This is a genomic window from Oerskovia sp. NPDC060287 (assembly GCF_042726775.1).
In the GTDB taxonomy this organism is placed as follows: Bacteria; Actinomycetota; Actinomycetes; order Actinomycetales; family Cellulomonadaceae; genus Oerskovia; species Oerskovia merdavium.
In genome coordinates this window covers 1-20,747 of sequence record NZ_JBHXBO010000059.1, presented here as the reverse complement: position 1 = coordinate 20,747, position 20,747 = coordinate 1, and the positions used below count along the sequence as shown (strand labels likewise).

Below are 20,747 nucleotides of genomic sequence, written 5' to 3'. Positions count from 1 at the left end.
GCCGTCGGGCACGGAGGAAGGTGCCCGACGGCGCCGCTCACCCGCCAGGACACCTCACCCCGCGCCCGGGCAGGGCGTGCAGGGCTCAGGCCGTGGCTCGCGCCGCGGCCTTCGCTCCGTCCGGGAGCGCTGCGAGGATGCGCTCGACCGCGGCGTCGTCGTGCGCCGACGACACGAACCACGCCTCGAAGACCGACGGCGGCAGGTTGACCCCGGCGTCGAGCATCGCGTGGAAGAACGCCTTGTAGCGGAACGCCTCCTGCGCCTGCGCCTGGGCGTAGTTGCGGACCCCGGCCGAGGCCGCGAAGTCGCCGAACATGATCGAGAACAGGTTGCCCGAGCGCTGCAGGCGGTGCGCGACGCCCTCGGCGGCCAGCGCCGCGCTCGCGGCGTCACCCACGACCTGGGCGACGTGGTCGACGCGCGCGTAGACGGCGTCGTCGGCCAGGCGCAGCGTCGCGAGGCCCGCCGCGACCGCGACCGGGTTCCCCGAGAGCGTGCCTGCCTGGTAGACCGGGCCGAGCGGCGCGAGCTGGTCCATGATCGACGCCGGTCCGCCCAGCGCAGCGACGGGCATGCCGCCGCCGACGACCTTGCCGAACGTGAAGAGGTCGGGCGTGTACTCGGGGACGGCGCCCGAGGCCGCACCCGATTCCAGGCCCCACCAGCCGCTCGGGCCCACCCGGAAGCCCGTGAGGACCTCGTCGAGGATCAGCAGCGCGCCGTGCGCGGACGTGATGCGGCGCAGTCCCTCGTTGAAACCGGGCGCGGGAGGCACGATCCCCATGTTCGCCGGAGCGGCCTCCGTGATGACTGCGGCGATCTCCGAGCCGCGCTCGGTGAACGCGCGCTCGACGGCCTCGAGGTCGTTGTAGGGCAGCACGAGGGTCTCGGCAGCGCTGGCCTCGGTCACGCCGGCCGAGCCGGGCAGCGCGAGCGTCGCGACGCCCGAGCCGGCCTCGGCGAGCAACGAGTCGACGTGCCCGTGGTAGCAGCCTGCGAACTTGACGATCAGGTTGCGGCCCGTGAAGCCGCGCGCGAGGCGCACCGCGGTCATGGTCGCCTCGGTGCCCGTCGAGACCAGGCGCACGCGCTCGGCGGCGGGCACCCGGCGGCGGACCTCCTCCGCGAGGTCGACCTCGCCCAGCGTCGGGGCGCCGAACGACAGGCCGCGTGCCGCGGCGTCCTGCACGGCCGCGACGACCGCGGGGTGCGCGTGGCCCAGGAGCGCGGGGCCCCACGAGCACACGAGGTCGACGTACTCGCGGCCCGCGACGTCCGTGACGTACGCGCCGCGCGCGCTCGCGATGAAGCGCGGGTCGCCGCCGACCGAGCCGTAGGCCCGCACGGGCGAGTTCACGCCACCGGGGATCGCGCCCTGGGCGCGCACGAACGCCTCGTGGTTGTCGTGGAGGGTGGTCGCGTGCGCCGGGGAGCCGGCCGGGTGGATCGTCATCGGTGTCACCGAATCCATTCTGCGATCTCGAGGGCCCAGTAGGTCAGGATGATGTCGGCGCCCGCCCGCTTGATACCGAGCACGGACTCCAGGACCGCGCCGCGCCGGTCGATCCAGCCGTTCGCGGCCGCCGCCTCGATCATCGCGTACTCGCCCGAGACCTGGTAGGCGGCGACGGGGACGTCGCTGCGCTCGGCCACGGCCGCGAGCACGTCGAGGTACGAGCCTGCGGGCTTGACCATGACCATGTCGGCGCCCTCCGCGAGGTCGAGGTCGGCCTCGCGCAGGCCCTCGCGGAAGTTCGCGGAGTCCATCTGGTAGGTGCGGCGGTCGCCCTGGAGCGTCGAGTCGACGGCCTCGCGGAACGGCCCGTAGAACGCGCTCGCGTACTTGGCGCTGTACGCCAGGATGCTCACGTCCGTGTGCCCGGCGTCGTCGAGGGCCTCGCGGATCACGGCGACCTGGCCGTCCATCATGCCCGACGGCGCTACGACCTCCGCGCCGGCCTCGGCCTGGGTCAGGGCCATCGAGGCGTAGCGGACCAGGGTCTCGTCGTTGTCGACGACCAGGTCGCCGTCCGGGCCGGCCGTCAGGACCCCGCAGTGGCCGTGGTCGGTGAACTCGTCGAGGCACAGGTCGGCCATGACGACGGGGCCCGGCCGCCCCGGGCCCGCTGCGGCGTCCCGGGCCGCGTCGCGCGCGATGCGGATCGCCCGGTTGAGGATCCCGTCGGGGGCGTCGGCCTGCGAGCCTGTCGCGTCGCGGTGCTCGGGGATGCCGAACAGCATGACGCCGCCGACCCCGGCCGCGGCGGCCTGGGCGACGGCCTCGGCGAGGCTCGCCTCGGTGTGCTGCACGATCCCCGGCATGGAGCCGAGGGGCTTGGGCTCGGTCAGGCCCTCCTTGATGAACAGGGGGAGCACGAGGTCGGCGGCGTGCAGCCGGGTCTCGGCGACGAGCCGGCGCATCTGCGGGGTCGAGCGCAGGCGGCGGGGACGGATCACGGGAGGTTCCTGCCTTCTGTGGGGGACGGGGAGTCGGAGTCGAGCAGGGGAGCGGGGGGAGTGTCGCGGGGCCGTGCGGACGGGTCGGCAGCGACGCGGAGCACCGCTGCGGCCAGCGCCTCGTCGGTCGCCCTGTCGGCCACGGCGTCGACCCGCAGCCCGACCGCGTGCGCGGCCTCCGCCGTCGGCTCCCCGATCGCGACGCCCGCGACGCGCGGGTCCGCGCCGAGCTGGGCCGCGACCTCGCGCGCCACGCTGCCCGACGTCAGCACGACCACGTCGACCGCACCCGCCCGCCACGCCTCGACGACCTCCGGGGAGAGCGCGTGCGACACCGTCCGGTAGGCGGTCACGACCTGGACGTCCCAGGCGCGCTCGCGCAGTCCGTCGGCCATGGTGGGCTTCGCGAGGTCGCCCTGCGGCACGAGCACGCGGCCCCTCGCACCGGCGGGCCCGCCGTCCGAGGCGGACCGGACGCCCGCCCCGCGTGCGTCCGGCAGCCGGTCGAACGCCGCGAGCAGACCGCGCGCCGAGTTCACGGTCGCCTCGAGGTCCACGCGGACCCCCGCGGCCTCGAGCGCGCGTCGTGTCGCGGGCCCGACCGCAGCCCACCGCGTGCCAGGTCCCGCGGTGCCGGCGGCCCTGTCACGACCCGACACCTCGGCGAGGGACCGTCCGCGGCGCGCGGCGCTCGCGGTCAGCTCGTCGATCGCGTTGACGCTCGTCACCACGACCCAGGCGAAGGCCCCGCGCGCGAGGTCCGCGACGGCGGCGTCCATGGCCGCGGTGTCCTCGATGGGTGCGCGTTCGATCGCGGGGCTCACGAGCACGGTCGCGCCCTGCGTGCGCAGCCGCACCGCGAGGGGCTCGGCCCGCTCGGGCGAGCGCGGCACCAGGACGGTGGTCCCCGTCAGCGGTCCGGCGGCGCCGGAGTGCTGCGGCGACGACTGCACCGGCGGCAGCTCGCGCCCGCGCTGGGGGTCGCGCAGCCTGCCTGGCATCAGCGCTGCTCCGGGTTCACGGGGGCGTCGGTGCCGCCGACCGTGAGCTCGTCGGCAGCGTCGGTGGGTGCGGTGCCGGGGGCCCAGAGCGCCGACGCCTCGGCACCGGGGAGCGAGCCGCCGCCGGGACCGGTCGCACGCAGGGGCGCGAGCTCGGCGGCCCCTCCGGCCAGCAGGGCGTCCGCGACCTCGACGCCCAGGGCGCGGGCGAGCGCGTCCGACGCGTCGTCGGCGCCGGCCGTCCGGGGAGCACCGGCCCCGCCGGCGGTGTGGCCGCCGCCGACGACCGCGGGCAGCGCGACCCGGGCCGAGTGCGTGAGGACCTGCCCGCCGTCGAGCCGGGCCACGACCGCGGAGAGGCGGAGCTGGTCGTCCTCGACCACCGCGTGAGCGCCGACGGGGGCCGCGCACCCGGCCTCGAGCCGGGCGAGCAGCGCACGCTCGGCGAGGACCGCGAGGCGGGTCGGGAGGTGGTCGAGGCCCGCGACGACCTCGGCGAGGTCGAGGGGCTGGCGTGTGCCGCCGTCGGGCAGGAGGTCGAACGAGGACAGGGGCGAGAGGTCGGCGGTGCGGACCTCGACGCCCAGCGCGCCCTGCCCGGGGGCCGGGGCCATGACGCGCACGTCGATGACCTCCGAGACGGCGTCGAGGCGGCCCAGGCGCGAGAGCCCCGCGTACGCGAGGACGACCGCGTCGAGGTCCGCGTCGGGGCCGAGGGCGCGCGCGAGGCGCGTGTCGACGTTGCCGCGGATGTCGAGCACGTCGAGGTCGGGGCGGACCGCGAGGAGCTGGGCCGCCCGTCGCGGCGACCCGGTGCCGACCCTGGCGCCGCGCGGCAGGGTCTCGAGCGTCCAGCCGTTCCGGGCGCACAGGACGTCGCGCGGGTTCTCGCGCTCGGGGGTCACGAGGGTCAGCCCCTCGGCAGCGCCGGTCGGCAGGTCCTTGAGGGAGTGGACGGCGACGTCGCAGCGGCCGTCGAGCAGCGCCTCGCGCAGCGCGGTCACGAACACCCCGGTGCCGCCCATGGAGGCGAGCGATCCCGAGCGGACGTCGCCCTCGGTGCGGATGCGCACGATCTCGACCGGGTGCCCGGTCAGCTGCTCGATGCGTCGTGCGACGAGTCCCGTCTGGGTCGTCGCGAGGGCGCTGCCACGGGTTCCGACACGAATGCTCACGCTCCTAGTCTCCTCTGCGCGGCGGCATTGTCGAAATGCGTGCGAATGCGTTCGGCGCGACATTCTGCGGAAAGGCGGCGCGAGTGACATCGACCTGACAGGAGGTCAGAACGAGAAGACGAATTGTCAGGATGTTCGGCGAAGGGAATGCGGTCGGCATCACGTGCCGTGCAATTCCCGGAGATCAGAGCTGCTCGGCGCAGTCCTGCGCGTGCCCGACGATCGCCGCGAGCCCCGTGCCCGCGATCCAGCCACCCGTGACCCCGAGCCCGTCGACGTGCGAGACCCGCTCGACGAACGCCGCGACCTCGCGCCGGTACACGGGCGTGGGCGGGGGGAGGGACCCGTTCCAGCGCGTCGACAGGTGCTCGCGCACCTTGCCGTCGAGGTCGACCCCGAGCAGCACCGAGGCGTCGCGCACGACCTGGTCCACGGTCGGTTCGACCGTCTCGCCGATGCGCCCGTAGCTCAGTCGCACCACGTGGTTCCCCGGCCCGACGGCGCCCGCCACCCGGGCAGCCAGCCACGGCCACTTCGCGGTCGAGTGGGTCAGGGCCTTGGCCTGGACCGGGTCGTGCGCGCCTGCCCGGTGGTTCTCGTCGCGCGTCGACCACGTGCGGGGCTTCGGCGCGACCAGCAGGCCGCTGCCCCGCGGGGCGGCGTCGAGCTCGGGGGCCTCGACCAGGAGCGTCACGAGACGGATGTCGGCACCGGGCTCGGGGTCCGGCACCGGGTCGGCCGTGCGGCCCGCGAGCGGGGACACCAGGTCCACGACCGCGGGGGTCGTGACCAGGAGCCGCGGGGCCCGGAAGGTCGTGGGGCCGCCGGGGCCCTCGGCCTGGACGCTCCACCCCTGGTCGCCGTCGCGGTCCAGCCCGACCACCTCGTGGCGCACGAGCAGCACCCCGGCCGGGCCCGCGCTCCCGGCGGGAGAAGCGGCGTCGGGCGCGTCGTCCGTGACCGCGAGCGTGAGCTCCTCGACGAGGCGGTGCATGCCGCCCTCGATGCCGCGGACCGCCGAGCCCGCCGGCGCCTGGGCGCGCAGAGCCGCGACCGCACGGGTCAGCGAGCCCTCGCGGGCGTAGGCCTCGCGCAGGCCCGGGGCCACGGCGTCGACGTCGAGCCGTTCGAGCGGCGCCGAGTGGACGCCCGCGGCGACCGGGGCGACGAGGCGCTCCGCGACGCGCCGGCCCACGCGCGAACGGGTGAACGTCTCGAGGTTCTCCTCGTCGACCCATCGCCGCGGCTTGATGCGGTCCATGCCCGCGCGCAGCGCGCCCGGCCAGCCGACCGCGCGGCGCACGTCGGCTGCGAACGGGTGGGCCGGGATGCCCATGATCCCCGCCTTCGGCAGCGGGAACGCACGGCTCGCGGCGTAGCCCCACGCGCTGATCGGGGCAGGCTCGACGACCGTCAGGCCCAGGGCGGACACCAGGTCGCCCACGGCCGACCCGCGCGCCGCGAAGGACTCGGCGCCCACGTCGACCGACAGTCCCGTCGAGCCCAGCTTGTCGCCGTGCACCGGCCCGCCCGGGCGGTCGGCCGCCTCCAGGACGAGGACCCGCAGGCCTCGGCGGCGCAGCGTGCGCGCGGCGGTCAGGCCGGCCACGCCGGCGCCCACGACGACAGCGTCGAACGTGGTGGGGGAGTTGCCGGTCGATCCATCAGCAGCGGGGTGCACACGTCCAGTGTGCCCCCGCCGCGAGGGTGTGTCAGACCAGGCGTCGCACCGGGGTCACGCCTGGTCCGACACGTTCCGGACGGAATGGACGAGCTCGACGACCCGGGTCAGGACCGTCGGGTCGGTCTCGGGCGGCACGCCGTGCCCGAGGTTCACCACGTGGCCCGGCGCAGCGCTCCCACGGCGCAGGACGTCGAGGACGTGCGCCTCGAGCACGGGCCACGGCGCGGCCAGCAGGGCCGGGTCGATGTTGCCCTGGACCGGCACGTACCCCCCGAGCGTCGCCGCGGCCTCGTCGAGCGGGGTGCGGTAGTCCACGCCCACGGTCGGGTGCGTCACCCCGGCCTCGGTGAGCGCGTCACGCATGGCCCCCAGCAGGTGCCCGGTGCCCGTCCCGAAGTGGATCGCGGGCACCCCCAGGTCGCTGACCTGCGACAGCGCGACCGTGCTGCCCGGCTTGGCGCCTGCGAGGTAGTCCTCGAGCGACAAGCTGCCGGCCCACGAGTCGAACAGCTGGGCCGCGCTGGCCCCGGCCAGGACCTGTGCGCGCAGGAACGCGCCCGTGATCTGCGCGGTCCACGCCGTCAGGCGGGCCCACGACTCGGGGTCCGCGTGCATGAGCGTGCGCGCCGCGAGGTGGTCGCGCGACGGGCGCCCCTCGACCAGGTACGCCGCGAGCGTGAACGGCGCACCCGCGAACCCGATGAGGGGCGTCGACCCGAGTGCCGCGACCGTGAGCGCGACGGCCTCCGTCACGGGCGCGAGCGACTCCGGGGTGAGCTCGTGCTCGACGAGGCGAGCGACGTCGTCGGGCGTCCGGTAGGCCTGCCCCATGACCGGGCCGACGCCCGGCACGATGTCCACGTCGACCCCCGCGAGCTTGAGCGGGATGACGATGTCCGAGAAGAAGATGCCCGCGTCCACGCCGTGGCGGCGGACCGGCTGGAGCGTGATCTCGCTCGCCAGGTCCGGGCGCAGGCACGAGTCGAGCATCCCGACGCCCTGGCGCAGCTCGCGGTACTCGGGCAGGGACCGGCCGGCCTGCCGCATGAACCACACGGGTGTGGTTTCCGGGCGGTCGCCGCGCAAAGCGCGCACGAGGGGCGAATTCGTCGTCCGGCCGTCGACGAGAGGGTGGTTGTCTGAAAGCGCGGTGAACGTCACAAGAACCGATTCTGCCGTGCGCGCAGAGGAATGATTCAATCGGAGCACTGTGGTTCTCCTGTCGATGACTGCAAGTCACCACGAGCTGGACATGTCCACCCTCGAGCTCCTCTCCACCGGAGCCGCGTCGGTCGGACGGGCAGCCGTCGAGACCTGCGAAGCGATCACCGGTGCCGTCGTCGTCGCGACGTGCAACCGGTTCGAGGTGTACCTGGATGTCGACTCGCCCGTGGACGGGCGGGGCGTGCAGCACGCGTCGCACGAGGTCGCGCGGCTCGTCGCCGCGGCGTCGGGAGTCTCCGAGGACGTCGCGGTGGGTGCGTTCTCGACCCGTACCGGGCCCGACGTCGCCGCTCACCTCTTCGAGGTCGCCGCGGGCCTGGACTCCATGGTCGTGGGCGAGCGCGAGATCGCCGGGCAGGTCAAGCGCGCGCTCGAGGAAGCACGCGAGGGCGGCGCGACGTCGTCCACGCTCGAGCTCCTGTTCCAGACCGCGTCCCGGACGTCCAAGAAGATCAGCAACGAGACGACGCTCGGGGGCAACGGCCGGTCGGTCGTGTCGCTGGGGCTCGACCTCGCGAGCGCCGAGCTCCCGCCGTGGCGCCAGGTCCGGACCGTGCTCATCGGCACGGGCTCGTACGCCGGTGCGTCGCTCGCAGCGCTGCGGGCGCGGGGCTGCGAGGACGTGCGCGTGTACTCGGGGTCGGGGCGTGCCGAGCAGTTCGCGGCCGACCGCGGCGCGGTCGCCGTGACGGACCTCGTGACGGCTCTCGAGGACGCGGACCTCGTGGTCTCGTGCAGCGGTGCGCGGGGGCGGGTGCTGGCCGGTGGCGCTCCGAGGGTGACCGAGCCGGGTGCCGGAGGCGACCACATGCCCGCCGAGGGGGACGAGGTCCCTGCCGACCGTGACGCGCTCCTGGGCGGCGGCGACGCGCTGGGCCACGTGCTCGACGCCGCGGCGGTGGTCCGCGCCCGGTCGCGCGCCGCGGAGGCCGCGGGCGACGAGGCGCCGCACCGGCCCATGGTGGTCCTCGACCTGGCGCTGCACCGTGACGTCGACCCGCGCGTCGCGGACCTCGACGGTGTCCTGCTCTACGACCTGGCCTCCCTCAAGGCACACTCACCCGCGCTGGGGTCGCTCGTCGTCGGGCAGGCACGGCGGATCGTGGACCGTGCGACGCAGGACTTCGAGGAGACGCGCCTGGGGCGGGCGGCCGACACGGCCGTCGTCGAGCTGCTCGACGACGCCGACCGACGGATCGCCGCCGAGGTCGCCGAGCGCGTGGCCGGACGCCGGGCCGCGGGGACCGAGGTCGACGAGGCCGAGGCCGAGGCGCTCACCCGCTCGGTCCGTCGTCGTGTGCACGCCGACCTGCACGACGCGATCGTGGCGGCTCGGGCGTCGGCGCTCGCGGTGGCTCAGGCCGAGGCCTCGGCCGTGGTGGCCGATGCCGAGGCGGCTCTGCGCGGCGCCGGGACGAGCGGGTCCGACGTCGAGGTGTGCGCGGGGCGCTGAGCCCCTACTCGGTGTGCCGAGCACGAGGTTGCGGTCGTTCTCGGGCGGTTCTCGACCGCAACCCCGTGCTCGACCGATCGCAACCCCGTGCTCGACCGACGGAAGTGCCCCGTCAGGCCGCGAGCACGCCCGCGTCGACCAGGTGCTCCAGGACGATCCGGCCCGCGGGCGGGACGCGGTGGGCCTCGCTCCCCGTGACCCACGTGAGCTCACCGACCTCGGCGCGCGGGGCAGGCTCGGGCGACCCCGGCAGCGGCTCGGCGTAGAAGCAGTGCATCCGCACGAGCCGCCCGTCGAGCCCGTGACCGGGCGCCTCGGCGACGAGTCCCGAGCGGACCGTCGCCGGGTCGAGCAGCACGCCGAGCTCCTCCTCGATCTCGCGGACCAGCGCCTCGGTGTCGCTCTCGCCGGGATCGAGCTTGCCCCCCGGCATGAAGAACAGCTCGTTGTCGCGGCTGCGGACGACCAGCAGCCGCCCGTCGCGGACGTGGATCCAGCCGACGGTCTTCAGGGGGATCGTGGGGGTGTCGAGGGAGGTCACGGTCGACATCCTTCCACCCGGTGCGCCACCGTCGGCAGCCGGTCGCGACGTCGCCGTCCGCACCGCGAGACCCAGGTCGCCGGGAACCCACCGATAGTTCCGTTTCAGAACGAAAGTCGATACTGTGCCGATCGCGGACGGGCCCCACGGTGCCCGCCGCGACGACGACAGGTCACGCGCGGCACCGCCCGCCCGATCGGACGGAGAGCTCGATGGGATTCATCAAGGCCTTTGCTGGTGCCCTCGGAGGCACGCTCGCGGACCAGTGGAAGGACTTCCTCGCGCCGCCCACGAACCTCGCGCCGACCGCAGCGCTCTTCCCGGCGGTCGCGCAGGGACAGAACGCCGGTCGTGGCTCCAACACCAAGGGCTCGGCGAACATCATCACCAACGGGAGCCGGTTCGTCGTCCCCGAGGGGTACGGTCTCCTCACGTTCCAGGACGGTGCCCTCACGGGCTTCGTGGCCGAGCCGGGCGGGTACCTGTTCACGTCCGACGACCAGAACTCCCAGTCGATCTTCGCCGACAACGGCTTCCTGAGCCCGTTGGTCAAGACCACGTGGGAGCGGTTCAAGTTCGGCGGCCAGCCCGGGTCCCAGCAGCTCGGCTTCTACGTGAACCTCAAGGAGCTGCCGAACAACCGGTTCGGCACCCAGTCGGAGATCTACTGGGACGACGCCTACCTCGGCGCCCAGGTCGGAGCCGTGACCCGCGGTACCTACACGCTGCGCATCGTCGACCCCATCCTGTTCGTCAAGCAGTTCGTGCCGCTGACCTACCTCGGTGCGAGCGCGAAGGTCTTCGACTTCTCCGACCTCGACAACGACGCCGCGAGCCAGCTCTTCACCGAGGTCGTCGGATCGCTCGCGGCAGCCTTCTCGAGCTACACCAACGACGCGGACAAGGGGAACCGGATCACCCGGATCCAGAGCGACTCGGTCGGGTTCGCGCAGTCGTTGGCGGGCGCGGTCGAGGAGGGCTACCAGTGGACGTCCTACCGCGGCCTGTCGATCGTCAAGGTCGCGCTCGCTGCGATCGAGTACGACGAGGACACCAGGGCGCTGCTGAGCGACGTCAAGAAGGCCGACGCGCTCGCCGGCGCTCGGGGCAACTCGTTCCTCCAGCAGGCGGCCGCGCGCGGCATCCAGGCCGCGGGGGAGAACCCGGGCGGTGCGGGGGGCGGTGCGAACATGGCGATCCTCGGCATGGGGATGAACGCTGCGGGCGGCGCGATGGCCGGGCTCCAGCAGCCCGTCGTCCCGCTCCAGCAGGTTCCCGCGCAGGCTGCGCCGGTCGCCACCGCTGCGCCCGTCGCCGCGCCGGCGGCCGAGGACCCGGTCGCGAAGCTCACGCAGCTCAAGGCCATGCTCGACCAGGGGCTCATCACGCAGGCGGACTACGACGCCGCCAAGGCCAAGGTCCTCGGGTTCTGAGGGACCGGCGATGACCGTCCACGAGCCGGAGGCGGCTGTCCCGCCGTCGGCCCCGCAGCCTGCCGTCCTGCCGGAGGAGGCCCTGCCGTCGGCCGGCCCCCGGCCGGACGGGCCGGCGGTCGTCCGTACGGACGCCGGTGCCAGCGACGGCCTGGTCAAGTGCTCACGGTGCGGGGCGACCGAGATCTCGCTCAACGTCGCGACGGGGAACCTGCGCTGCGGGTTCTGCCGCTACGAGTGGGCGAGCGCGGGGACCATCGCCGACCTCGGCCTCGACGGCGACATCGGCGCGCTGCGCGGGGTCGTCGTGGGGTCCGGCACGGCCGCGATCGTCCCGGGGACCGACGAGGTCCTCACGTTCCGGTGCTCGGCGTGCGGCGCGGACGTCGTCGTCGACACCGCGCACGGCACCCAGGCGCGCTGCCACTGGTGCCGCAACACGTTGTCGGTCAACCAGCAGGTGCCCAACGGTGCGGTGCCCGACGTCGTGCTGCCCTTCCGCCTGCCCAAGGACGAGGCGATCACGCGCATCCGGGAGTTCGTCGGCAAGCGTCGCTTCTACGCCCACCCGACGTTCCGGGCCGAGTTCGTCCCGGAGAGCGTCGTCGGGGTCTACATGCCGTACCTCGTCGCGGACCTCAACACCAAGGCCCGGTTGTCGGGTCAGGGTGAGCGCCTCGTGCGGTCGTACACCGTGAAGGTCAGGGGCGCGGACGGCGAGGAGCGCGACGAGCGGCGCTACGACGCCGACGTCTACGACGTCGTGCGCGAGTTCGCCCTGCACGTCGACGACCTGACGATCGAGTCCTCGGCGGACCGGCGCGACCACGGTGCGAGCGCTCGGACGAACAACATCATCAACACGATCCTCCCGTTCGACGTCGAGAACGCGGTGCGCTACGACTCCAACTACCTCTCGGGATTCACCGCGGAGCGGCGCGACACCGACATCGACGACGTGCGCGAGCCCGCGTTCGCCCAGGCCAAGGAGATCGCCCGGTTCCGGGCGCTCGACATGATCGGGGCCTACGACCGCGGGCTTCGCTGGGACCACCAGCAGCTCGAGGTCGTGGGCCAGCGCTGGGTCGCCGCCTACCTGCCGGTGTGGCTGTACTCGTACCACGAGGTCCGCACGAACGGGAGCTCGCTCCTGCACTACGTGGCGGTCAACGGGCGGACGGGCGAGACCATGGGATCCGTCCCGGTCAACCGCCGACGCCTGCTCGCGGTGTCGCTCGTCGTCGAGGCCGTCGCGGCCGTGGCGGCCCTCCTCGTCATGATCGGGACCTGATGCACGTGCTCGCCCTGGACGCGCTCACCGTGGCTGCCGAGTCCTCGTCCGGTGAGGAGGGGGCGCTGAAGCTCGTCGTCGTCGGTCTGCTGCTGCTCGCCGGACCGCTCTTCTACTGGCTGACCTGGCGTCGGTACCGCAACGCCGGCGAGCGTCACGACCACCGGAGGGACACCCGGTCCGAGGTGCGCGACGTGCGCGCGTCGGACGTCCACGTGCGTCGGCTGATCGGCCGGACGAACAGCAGGATGTCGGGCGCGAACCACCGGTCGTAGGGCCGCCGGCGCCGCGCACGGCGTCGACGCCCCGAGCACCTCACCCCCGACGGCCTCAGCAGGCCGCCCCCAGCAGGCCGCCCCCGGCGGGCCGTCGGGGGCAGCCTCGGCGCCTCCCGCTACCGTGGGCAGATGCGACTCGGAGTGCTCGACATCGGTTCCAACACGGTCCACATGCTCGTCGTGGACGCGGTGCGCGGCGCCCGCCCGGACCCGGCGGCGTCGGGCCGCTCGGTCGTCCGTCTCATGCGCTACCTCCAGCCCGACGGCTCGATCTCGGCCGAGGGCGTCGACGCCCTGCTCGAGGCGGCGGACAAGGCGGCGGCCCTGGCCCGCGAGTACGAGGTCGACGAGTCGCTCGCGCTCGCGACGTCCGCGCTGCGCGAGGCGACCAACGGCCCCGAGGTGCTCGCGGCGATCGAGGAGCGCGTCGGGGTCCCGATCGAGGTCCTCTCGGGCCCCGAGGAGGCGCGGCTGACGTTCCTCGCGGCGAGGCGCTGGCACGGGTGGGCGTCGGGCCGCCTCATGGTCCTGGACATCGGTGGCGGCTCGCTCGAGATCGCGTCAGGTCTGGACGAGGAGCCCGACGTCGCGGTCTCGGTGCCGCTGGGTGCCGGCCGGATGACGATCGAGCACCTCCCCGACGACCCGCCCACGGCCCACCAGGTCGCGGCGCTGCGCACGCACGTGCGCGGGGTGCTCGCCGAGGCGCTCGGTGAGATCAAGGCGTTGCCACGCCCCGACCACGTGGTCGCGACCTCCAAGACGTTCCGGTCGCTCGCCCGGCTCGCAGGCATGAAGGTCGCGGTCGTGGGCCCGGAGGAGCGCTGGCGCATGGAGCGCTCGCAGCTGTCCGACTGGGTGCCGCGCCTCGCGCGCATCCCCGCCACGGGTCGGACCGAGCTGCCGGGGATCACGGCCGAGCGGACCTACCAGATCGTCGCGGGCGGCGTGGTCGCGGAGGAGACCATGAAGGCTCTGCGCGTCGCAGAGGTCGAGATCTGCCCGTGGGCCTTGCGCGAGGGTGCGATCCTGCGTCGTCTCGACCAGATCTGACGGCCTGAGCCGGGGGGCACGTCACCCTGGACCGGACCGCCGTGGCCTGAGCAGTCCTGGCCCGCCTCGCCACGGACGCGACCCGACGAGACGCGTCCGCGCGAGGTGGGCTGCGCCGTCGGGCACTGTGACGCCCGCACCGGCACGGGGGCCGACGCCGCGCCTGCCCCAGCGTCAGACGCCCTGGACCGCCTCCACGTCGCCCGCGGCGATCGCGTCGAGGAGCGCCTGGTGGTCCAGGGCGTTCTGGTCGGCGTAGCGGCGGGCGAACTCGGTGAACGAGTGGTCGGCGACGTCGCCCTTGCCGAGGTACGCGCTGATCGCGAGGGCGTCGCCCGAGCGGGCGTGCCCTCGCGCGAGGACCCACGCGCACATCTGCGCGTACGCGGCCATCGCGACCGGGAGCATGGTCTCGAGGTCCGCCGAGACCTTCCAGTCCCAGAGCTGCCGGAAGTAGTAGTCGTGGCGCCGGTCGTCGGCGCCGTGCACGGTGTTCCAGCCGAGCAGCGCGTCGCTCGTGGCCTGCAGGAGGCGTTGCCCCTCGACCACGCGCCGCCCGTTCTCCGGGTACGGGCTGGCCGACGTGTAGGGCTCCAGGACGGACGGCTCGGCCTCCTTGACCTGGAGGAACAAGGGGTCGTCGTTGTCCCGGCCCACGAGCAGCGCGACCCAGCAACGTGTCCCGACGCTCCCGACCCCGACCACGCGCCGGGCCAGGTCGACCAGCCGGTAGCGTTCGAGCAGGATGCGGCGCGCCCCCGTGAGTGAGTCGCCGTACGTCGCGAGCGCCGCAGCCACGACGCCGAGGTAACGGGCCTGCTCGTCCGCGTCGTACAGGTCGCGCACCGGCACGAGCAGGGGCGGGTCGCTCACGAACCGCAGCTCGCCGTCGTCATGGAGCGCCGTGAGCCGGCGGCGGGCCTTCTGCCGGTCCTTGGTCCGCGCCTTGCGCAGCGCCTTGCGGAGGTTCTCCATGACGACGGGCGGGACCGACCCACGCCACCGGTCGACGATCTCGTCGCCGCGGAGCTGCACGTGCCACAGGTCGAGGTGGCCCAGGTCGGCGAACGTGCGGAGCGTCTGGCGGTACCCCCTCGCCGCCGCGAGGGCGACCCGCTCGCGCTCCTGGGGCGCCATGCCGCGGTGGCGGCCCGCGATCTCGAGGCTCGCGACGAGGCGCTGGAGGTCCCACTCGAACGGGCCGCGGTGCGTCTCGTCGAAGTCGTTGATGTCGAACACCAGTGAACGCTCGGGGGATGCGAACCCGCCGAAGTTCGCGAGGTGCGCGTCGCCGCAGAGCTGGACGGTCAGGTCGGTGCGCGGCCCCGTGCCGAGGTCTGCCGCCATGACGGCCGCCGCCCCCCGGTAGAACGAGAAGGGCGTCGCGGCCATGCGTCCCATGCGCAGCGGGACGAGCTCGGGCACGCGGCTCGCGTTCTGGGCCTGGAGGATCGCGACGGGGTCGCGACGGTCGGTGGGCGGCGTCCAGGCGGCGGTCGAACGACGAGGGAGGAGCGAGCGTGCGGCGCGCCCCTGCTCCTTGCGGTGCTCGGGCGAGGGGGTCCCGCGCAACGGTGCGCGGTCGGGGTGCTGGTCCGTGGCGGTGTGAGGCATCGTCGCTCCTCGGGTCCGTGGGCGTGAGGGCGCGCCCACGCTCATCATGGCGCGCGCGGTCGTCGTGGGCGCGGCGGGGCGTCCCCCTCGGCGGACATTCCCGGCACCTCGTGCCGACCTGTCACCGGAAGCGCCCGCAGCTCTCTTTCTGGGGTAGCGCCGCTCTGCGCTGTCCGGCGCCACCACCTTTTGAGAGGGAACACCCATGACCACCCACGAGATCACGCAGGATGTCGTCCTCGACGCGCTCACGCAGGCCGTGACCGGACGCGTCCTTCCCGGCAACGCTGCCGAGGCCCGGCTCTCGGGCATGAACATCGCCGTCGAGCACCGTCCCGACTACGTCGTCGACGCCACGTCCCCGGCCGACGTCCAGGCGACCGTGCGGGTCGCCAAGCGGTTCGGTCTGCCCGTCGCGGTCTTCAGCACGGGCCACGGCTTCGCGCGCGGGATCGACGGCGGCATCGCGCTCACGACCGCGGGCCTGACGGGCGTCGAGGTCGACGAGCCCGCCCGCACGGCGCGCGTGGCCGCGGGCTCGCGCTGGAGAGACGTGCTCGACGCCGTCACGCCCCTGGGGCTCGCCGCGGTCACCGGGTCGTCGCCCGACGTGGGGGTCGTCGGCTTCCTCCTCGGTGGCGGCATGAGCCCGCTGGCCCGCGAGGTGGGCTTCGGGTCGAACTACCTGCTCGCGGCAGACGTCGTGACGGGCGACGGCGACCTGCTCCACGTCGACGCGGACCACCACCCCGAGGTGCTGCGCGCGCTGCGTGGCGGGAAGTGGGGCCTGGGGGTCGTCACGTCGGTGACGATCAGGCTCCTGCCCCTCGCGACCATCACCGGAGGGAGCTTCTTCGCGGTCGGCGACGACGCGGCGACCATGTTCCGCGCCTACGCCGACTGGGTCGCGACCGCCCCCTCGGACATCACGACCTCCGTCGCGCTGCTGCGCCTGCCCCCGCTCGAGTTCCTGCCCGAGCCCCTGCGGGGCCAGTACGTCGCGAACGTCCGGGTCGCCTCGACCCGTCCGCTCGCCGAGGTGGCCGAGGCCATCGCACCGCTGCGCGAGGCCGCCCCGATCATCCTGGACTCGATCGGCGAGATGCCCTACGCCGCGATCGGAGCGGTCCACCAGGACCCGACCGACCCCATGCCCGTGCTCGACGGTTCGACCCTGCTGCACACGTTCGAGCCGCAGACCGCCGAGGTGCTGCTGGGCATCGCCGGGCCGCAGTCGACTGCGCCCCTCATGATGGCCGAGATCCGTCACCTCGGTGGGGCGCTCGGCGATGGCGAGCACGGGCCGGACTCCGTGACGGGCCGCGACGCGGCGTTCTCGCTCTTCGTGATCGGCCTCCCGGTCCCCGAGCTCTTCGAGACGGCCGTGCCGGCCGCGATCAACGGGCTCCTCGAGGCCGTGCAGCCGTGGTCCCTCGGACGGACCCAGGCGAACTTCGCCGGGGCGGTGAGCGAGGCCGCCATGATCGACCTGTGGTCGCCCGCCGACCAGGCGCACCTCGCGACGGTGCGCCGCGACCTCGACCCCGAGGGCCGGTTCGTCATGCCGCGGTGAGCGGCCGGTGCTCCCGTCCGGCCCGCCTCACCGGCGGGACGACGGGAGAGGACGCGGCGCCGTCGGGCCGTGATGCCCGGCCACGACCGCCCCTCCTGCGGTGCCCCGTGCTTACTTGCCCGGAGTGATGGTCCCGGGGAACTGCTTGAGGTCCCCGCCGCCGGCAGAGCCCTGGTTGATGGAGAACAGCATCTCGACGAGGGAACCGTCGCTGCGCGGACCACGGGCCAGGCTCGCGGCGTAGTCGAACGTGCTCACCGGCTTGCCGTCGTAGTCGAGCGCCAGGGCCGAGACCTGGTTGACCCCGATGCTGTCCTTGCTGTACTCGACCGCGTTGGCGTGGAGCGTCGCCATCTGACGCTCGGTGAGCGTGAGCCGGAGCACGTCCCCCTCCTTGACCGTGCCGCCCGCGTCGAGACCCGAGAACTCGCTCTGGTTGAAGAGCTGGGTCGACATCTGGTCGGCCTCGACGGTGTACGTGTAGGTGCGGCCCGCGGTGTTCTCGGTCCCGTCCGGGTTGAAGGCCTGCGAGAAGAACGTGTCGCTGCGCCCCCCGTAGCTGAGCTTGGTCTGCTGGTCCGCCGACCCGTCCGGGTAGGTCGTGACGACGGCCGAGCCCGAGTTCTCGCCGAGGTCCCACGACGCGCCGCCCACGGGCGTCTCGACGTCGAGCGACGTCGTGGACTTGTAGTCGATCTTCTCGATCGTCGTGAGCCCCGAGATGCCCGTCGACGCGTCCTGCGGGATCTCGCCCGTGAGGAGATAGGTGTCGTACGCGGCCTTGCCCTCGGGCGTCGAGAGGTCCAGCTCGGCACTGCGCAGCGACGCGCCGTCGAGCGAGGTCGTGTTGCCGAGCAGGACCTTGACGGCCTCGAAGTCGACGCCGAGCCCGCCGTAGTTGCTCAGTGCGTCCGTGGGACCGGACGTGATGCGCACGGTGTCGTCGCCCGTCTTCTCGATCACGCTGCTCACCCCGGCCGACTCCTCGATGCCCGACTTCATGGCGATGTGGCGGAACGAGGCCTCGAGCTCGGTGCCCGTGTAGCTCCCGCTGTCCATGGTGACGGTCGAGCCGGTCGGCATGGTCGAGGGGTCGAACGGGTTGACGGCACCCGGGTCGGTGATCTTGGCGCCGTCGGGCACCTTGACCGCGTACTCGGAGGTCACGCCCGTGGTGTAGCTGCCGCTCACGCCGTTGCCGCCCTTGTCGAACCCGCCCTCGACGCCCACCGAGACGTCGGACTTGGTCGTCCAGGTGGTGAACCCGTCCTCGCTCTTCTCGCCCGACGTGAGCTCGGCACCGCCGGTCAGGCCGAACGTGACCTTGGAGCCGTTCGTGGTCTGGAACCAGTTCTCGAGCGTGCCCGAGCCGGAGACCGTGGTCTCCCCGGTGGTCGGGTCGTAGGTCACGCCCCCCGAGACCGACCCGCCGCTGCCCTCGGTCGCGGGCGACCCGAGCGACCCGTTGTCCGTGCCCGACTCCTGGGTCCCCTTGACGGTCACGGTCGGGCCACCGGGGGACTCGGCGTCGTCGACCCCTGAGGAGGAGCCTGCGCCCCCGCCGGAACCTCCGCCGGGCCCACCGGATCCGGCTCCGCCGCCGGAACCCCCGGAACCGCCGGCGCCGCCTGCCGCGCCCGACGACCCGGTGTCCGCCGCGCTCGTGCTCTCCTGGTCGTCGGCGTTGCGCCGCAGGGTCGTCGCCGCGTCCCGCAAGGACTGGGCGGTCTGCGTCAGGAGCGGCTCCAGCCGGCCGTCCCACTGTCCGCGTTCCTGGTCAGCGTCGGGCCCGTACCAGGGCACCGAGTGGAACGACCCCCGGACCTTCGAGCGCGCCTGGTCGAGGACGCCGGCTCCGCCGTCGAGGCTCGTGGCGAGGTCGCGCAGTGCTGCGACGTCGGCGCCGTACATGACCACGGGCGAACCTCTTTCAACCGGCAGGGAGTCCTGGACGAGGACACGCTACGTGACGGTGCCGGATCGCGACATGGGGAGGAGTCCCCAGGTGGAGCTCGCGGCGCAGGTCAGCCGACGACGCGCACGGTCCCGGGGAGCTTCCCGTCGTCGCTGATCCGTGCCAGGTGGTCGAGGACCACGCTGTTGTCGGTCGTCTGCCCCAGGAGACCGCCGACCACGGAGTCGTAGGGCTTGCGGGTCGGGTCCTGGCCGAAGTCCCCGTCCATGACGATCGAGGCGAGCGGGTCGTTCATGTCGACGACCTCGGTGGCACCGTTGAAGCCCGTCATGAGCTTGCCGAACGCCTGGTCGGCCAGGGCGCGTTCGTCGTGACCGTCGAGCGTGATCTGCAGCGTCTGGCCTGCTTCCGCACGGCCTCCCGCGGCGTCGAGGTAGCCGTTGTTGATGATCCCCGCGGTGTTCTTGTCGAGGTCGATCGAGACGGTGAGGCGTGAGGCCGACGGGTCCTCGACCCCGTTCGCGTCCATCGCGCGCTCGTACTCCATGCGTCGTGAGTCGTCGTCGAACGCCACCTGCCCGGACCACGAGACGGAACCGTCGGGTCGGGTCACCGCGACGCTGTCGCCGACCGACGCGACGTGCTCCTTCGACATCTCGTGACCGAACAGGGTGAGGTCCGCGCTCGACCCGCTCGTCCCGCTCCAGCGCGAGACCAGTGCCGACTCGGAGACGCCCGGACCGTCCTGCGACGGCAGCTCCCCGCCCGCGAGGTAGCGCGCGTAGGCAGCGGACCCCTCGGGCGTCGAGACGTCGAGCACCGCGGTCTGCATCGCGCCGGTCTCGTGGGAGCCGGTGGTGCCCACCATGGCCTTGATGACGTCGAGGTCGAGGCCCACGGCTCCCGAGCGGTCGAGGCTGCTCGTCGGGCCCGTCGTGACGCGGACGTGGTTCTCGTCGAGCCGCTCGACCGCCTTGCTCATGCCCTCCGACGTCCCGATCGACTCCTCGTAGGCGAAGATCTCGAACGAGCCGGCGAAGTCCGAGCTCTTGAAGTTCTTGCTGTCGAGCGTCACGCTGCCGCCGACCGGAATGCTCCGGGGGTCGGTCGGTGAGATGCCGCGCGGATCGAACGTGGGATCGACGGCGACGGCGTCGGGGACCGTGGTCTCGAACGCCATCTCGTAGCCGTTCCCGTACGCGACCGAGGCGCCGACCTCCTTGATCTCGGCCCCGCCGGAGACCGTGAGCGACCCCTTCTGGGAGCCCGCGTAGGTCGTGAAGCCGTCCTCGGAGTGCGTGGTGCGGGTGATCTCGGCGGCGCCTGACGCGCCGAACTCGAGGGTCGCCCCCTTGACCGCGAGGGCCGACGAGAGACCGCCCCCGGCGCCGACGGTCGTCGTGCCAGTCCCGGGGTCGTACGACGCGTCGAACGAGCCGCTCGTGGTGTTGGTGATCGTGGCCGGAGTCCTGATCGAGCCGTCGGGGTTCCGGACGGCGTCGTCCTGCGTGTTCTCGCCCTCCAAGGAGAACGAGAAGCCGGGCCGGCTCGGCGTAGCCCCTTGCGCGGGCCCCTGCGCGGGCCCGGTCGGCGGGGTGGTCGAGGGCCCGGGACGCGGGGACCCGCTCGAGGTGCCACCGCCGTCGGCGCTGCTCGTGCGCTCCTGGTCGGCGGCGTTGGCGCGCAGGCGCCGCGCTGCCTCGCGGAGCGAGGCCGAGGTCCTGGTGAGGGCGGGTTCGAGCTGGTGCTGCCAGTCGGCCCGGTATCGCTCGGCCCCTGGGCCGTGCCACGGGACCGACCCCAGCTTGCCGCGGATGCCCGTCCTCGAACCGTCGAGCTCCTCGGCTCCGGCGTCGAACGTGGTGGCTAGGTCACGGAGTGCAGCGACATCTGCGCCGTAGAACGTCAAGATCTTCCCCCTGGTCGAGATCGCTGCACCGCGCAGCGGGCATCATCCTAGGGGCCCGGGCATCGCTGCCCCGGGAGCACTGCCTCGCGACCGGTGCCGTGCCGAGAAGTGAGTAGATGCCCCTGATCCGGCGGGATCGGGGG

16 protein-coding genes are annotated in these 20,747 nt (G+C 73.5%); 6 read left to right on the top strand and 10 right to left on the bottom strand.

Features of this window, described 5'->3' with window-relative positions:
- Positions 1-85: 85 nt before the first annotated feature.
- The 6 genes from hemL to hemE all read right to left on the bottom strand — a co-directional run bounded on the left by hemL (position 86) and on the right by hemE (position 7,481).
- A complete protein-coding gene (gene hemL / locus ACFWFR_RS07580; protein ID WP_377622164.1) occupies positions 86-1,456 on the bottom strand; it encodes a glutamate-1-semialdehyde 2,1-aminomutase in 1,371 nt (456 codons plus the stop codon).
- Positions 1,457-1,461: 5 nt separating this feature from the next.
- A complete protein-coding gene (gene hemB, locus ACFWFR_RS07575; RefSeq protein WP_377622162.1) occupies positions 1,462-2,424 on the bottom strand; it encodes a porphobilinogen synthase in 963 nt (320 codons plus the stop codon).
- A gap of 32 nt (positions 2,425-2,456) precedes the next feature.
- Complete coding sequence (locus tag ACFWFR_RS07570) at positions 2,457-3,461, bottom strand: uroporphyrinogen-III synthase (RefSeq protein ID WP_377622160.1); 1,005 nt, start codon at positions 3,459-3,461, stop codon at positions 2,457-2,459.
- Complete coding sequence (hemC, locus tag ACFWFR_RS07565; RefSeq protein WP_191805190.1) at positions 3,461-4,636, bottom strand: hydroxymethylbilane synthase; 1,176 nt, start codon at positions 4,634-4,636, stop codon at positions 3,461-3,463. The genes ACFWFR_RS07570 and hemC overlap by 1 nt, the downstream gene beginning before the upstream one ends.
- A 184-nt stretch (positions 4,637-4,820) precedes the next feature.
- Positions 4,821-6,317 (bottom strand): protoporphyrinogen/coproporphyrinogen oxidase, encoded by a 1,497-nt coding sequence (locus ACFWFR_RS07560; protein ID WP_377622158.1) that lies wholly within the window; start codon positions 6,315-6,317, stop codon positions 4,821-4,823.
- A gap of 54 nt (positions 6,318-6,371) precedes the next feature.
- Entirely contained in the window at positions 6,372-7,481 is a 1,110-nt protein-coding gene (gene hemE / locus ACFWFR_RS07555; RefSeq protein WP_377615330.1) for a uroporphyrinogen decarboxylase, read from the bottom strand.
- A 49-nt stretch (positions 7,482-7,530) separates the two neighbouring features.
- Here hemE and ACFWFR_RS07550 point away from each other — a divergent pair, with 49 nt between their 5' ends.
- Positions 7,531-8,997, top strand: coding sequence for a glutamyl-tRNA reductase (locus ACFWFR_RS07550; RefSeq protein WP_377622156.1), 1,467 nt, complete (start codon positions 7,531-7,533; stop codon positions 8,995-8,997).
- Positions 8,998-9,109: 112 nt separating this feature from the next.
- Here the strand turns inward: ACFWFR_RS07550 and ACFWFR_RS07545 are convergent, their stop codons facing one another.
- Positions 9,110-9,538, bottom strand: a complete 429-nt coding sequence (locus tag ACFWFR_RS07545; protein ID WP_377622155.1) for an NUDIX domain-containing protein — start codon at positions 9,536-9,538, stop codon at positions 9,110-9,112.
- Positions 9,539-9,750: 212 nt separating this feature from the next.
- Here ACFWFR_RS07545 and ACFWFR_RS07540 point away from each other — a divergent pair, with 212 nt between their 5' ends.
- The 4 genes from ACFWFR_RS07540 to ACFWFR_RS07525 all read left to right on the top strand — a co-directional run bounded on the left by ACFWFR_RS07540 (position 9,751) and on the right by ACFWFR_RS07525 (position 13,593).
- Positions 9,751-10,971: an SHOCT domain-containing protein gene (locus ACFWFR_RS07540; protein ID WP_191805181.1), complete on the top strand. Its 1,221-nt coding sequence runs from the start codon at positions 9,751-9,753 to the stop codon at positions 10,969-10,971.
- A 10-nt stretch (positions 10,972-10,981) separates the two neighbouring features.
- A complete protein-coding gene (locus ACFWFR_RS07535) occupies positions 10,982-12,262 on the top strand; it encodes a TFIIB-type zinc ribbon-containing protein (RefSeq protein WP_377622153.1) in 1,281 nt (426 codons plus the stop codon).
- A complete protein-coding gene (locus tag ACFWFR_RS07530; protein WP_191805177.1) occupies positions 12,262-12,537 on the top strand; it encodes a hypothetical protein in 276 nt (91 codons plus the stop codon). Before ACFWFR_RS07535 ends, ACFWFR_RS07530 begins: the two co-directional genes overlap by 1 nt.
- 132 nt (positions 12,538-12,669) lie before the next feature.
- Complete coding sequence (locus tag ACFWFR_RS07525) at positions 12,670-13,593, top strand: Ppx/GppA family phosphatase (protein WP_377622152.1); 924 nt, start codon at positions 12,670-12,672, stop codon at positions 13,591-13,593.
- Positions 13,594-13,767: 174 nt separating this feature from the next.
- On the opposite strand, the gene ACFWFR_RS07520 is transcribed toward ACFWFR_RS07525, so the two are convergent.
- On the bottom strand, positions 13,768-15,207 hold the full coding sequence (locus ACFWFR_RS07520; RefSeq protein ID WP_191805173.1) for a DUF2252 domain-containing protein: 1,440 nt from the start codon (positions 15,205-15,207) through the stop codon (positions 13,768-13,770).
- Positions 15,208-15,412: 205 nt separating this feature from the next.
- On the opposite strand from ACFWFR_RS07520, the gene ACFWFR_RS07515 reads away from it, so the two are divergent.
- Positions 15,413-16,780, top strand: a complete 1,368-nt coding sequence (locus ACFWFR_RS07515) for an FAD-binding oxidoreductase (protein ID WP_191805171.1) — start codon at positions 15,413-15,415, stop codon at positions 16,778-16,780.
- 111 nt (positions 16,781-16,891) lie between these two features.
- Here the strand turns inward: ACFWFR_RS07515 and ACFWFR_RS07510 are convergent, their stop codons facing one another.
- Together ACFWFR_RS07510 and ACFWFR_RS07505 are read right to left on the bottom strand one after the other, a co-directional pair.
- The gene (locus ACFWFR_RS07510) at positions 16,892-18,697 is read right to left on the bottom strand and encodes a hypothetical protein (protein WP_377622151.1); all 1,806 of its coding nucleotides are present in this window, start codon (positions 18,695-18,697) and stop codon (positions 16,892-16,894) included.
- A 107-nt stretch (positions 18,698-18,804) separates the two neighbouring features.
- Entirely contained in the window at positions 18,805-20,604 is a 1,800-nt protein-coding gene (locus ACFWFR_RS07505; RefSeq protein WP_377622149.1) for a hypothetical protein, read from the bottom strand.
- Between the last annotated feature and the right edge of the window lie 143 nt (positions 20,605-20,747).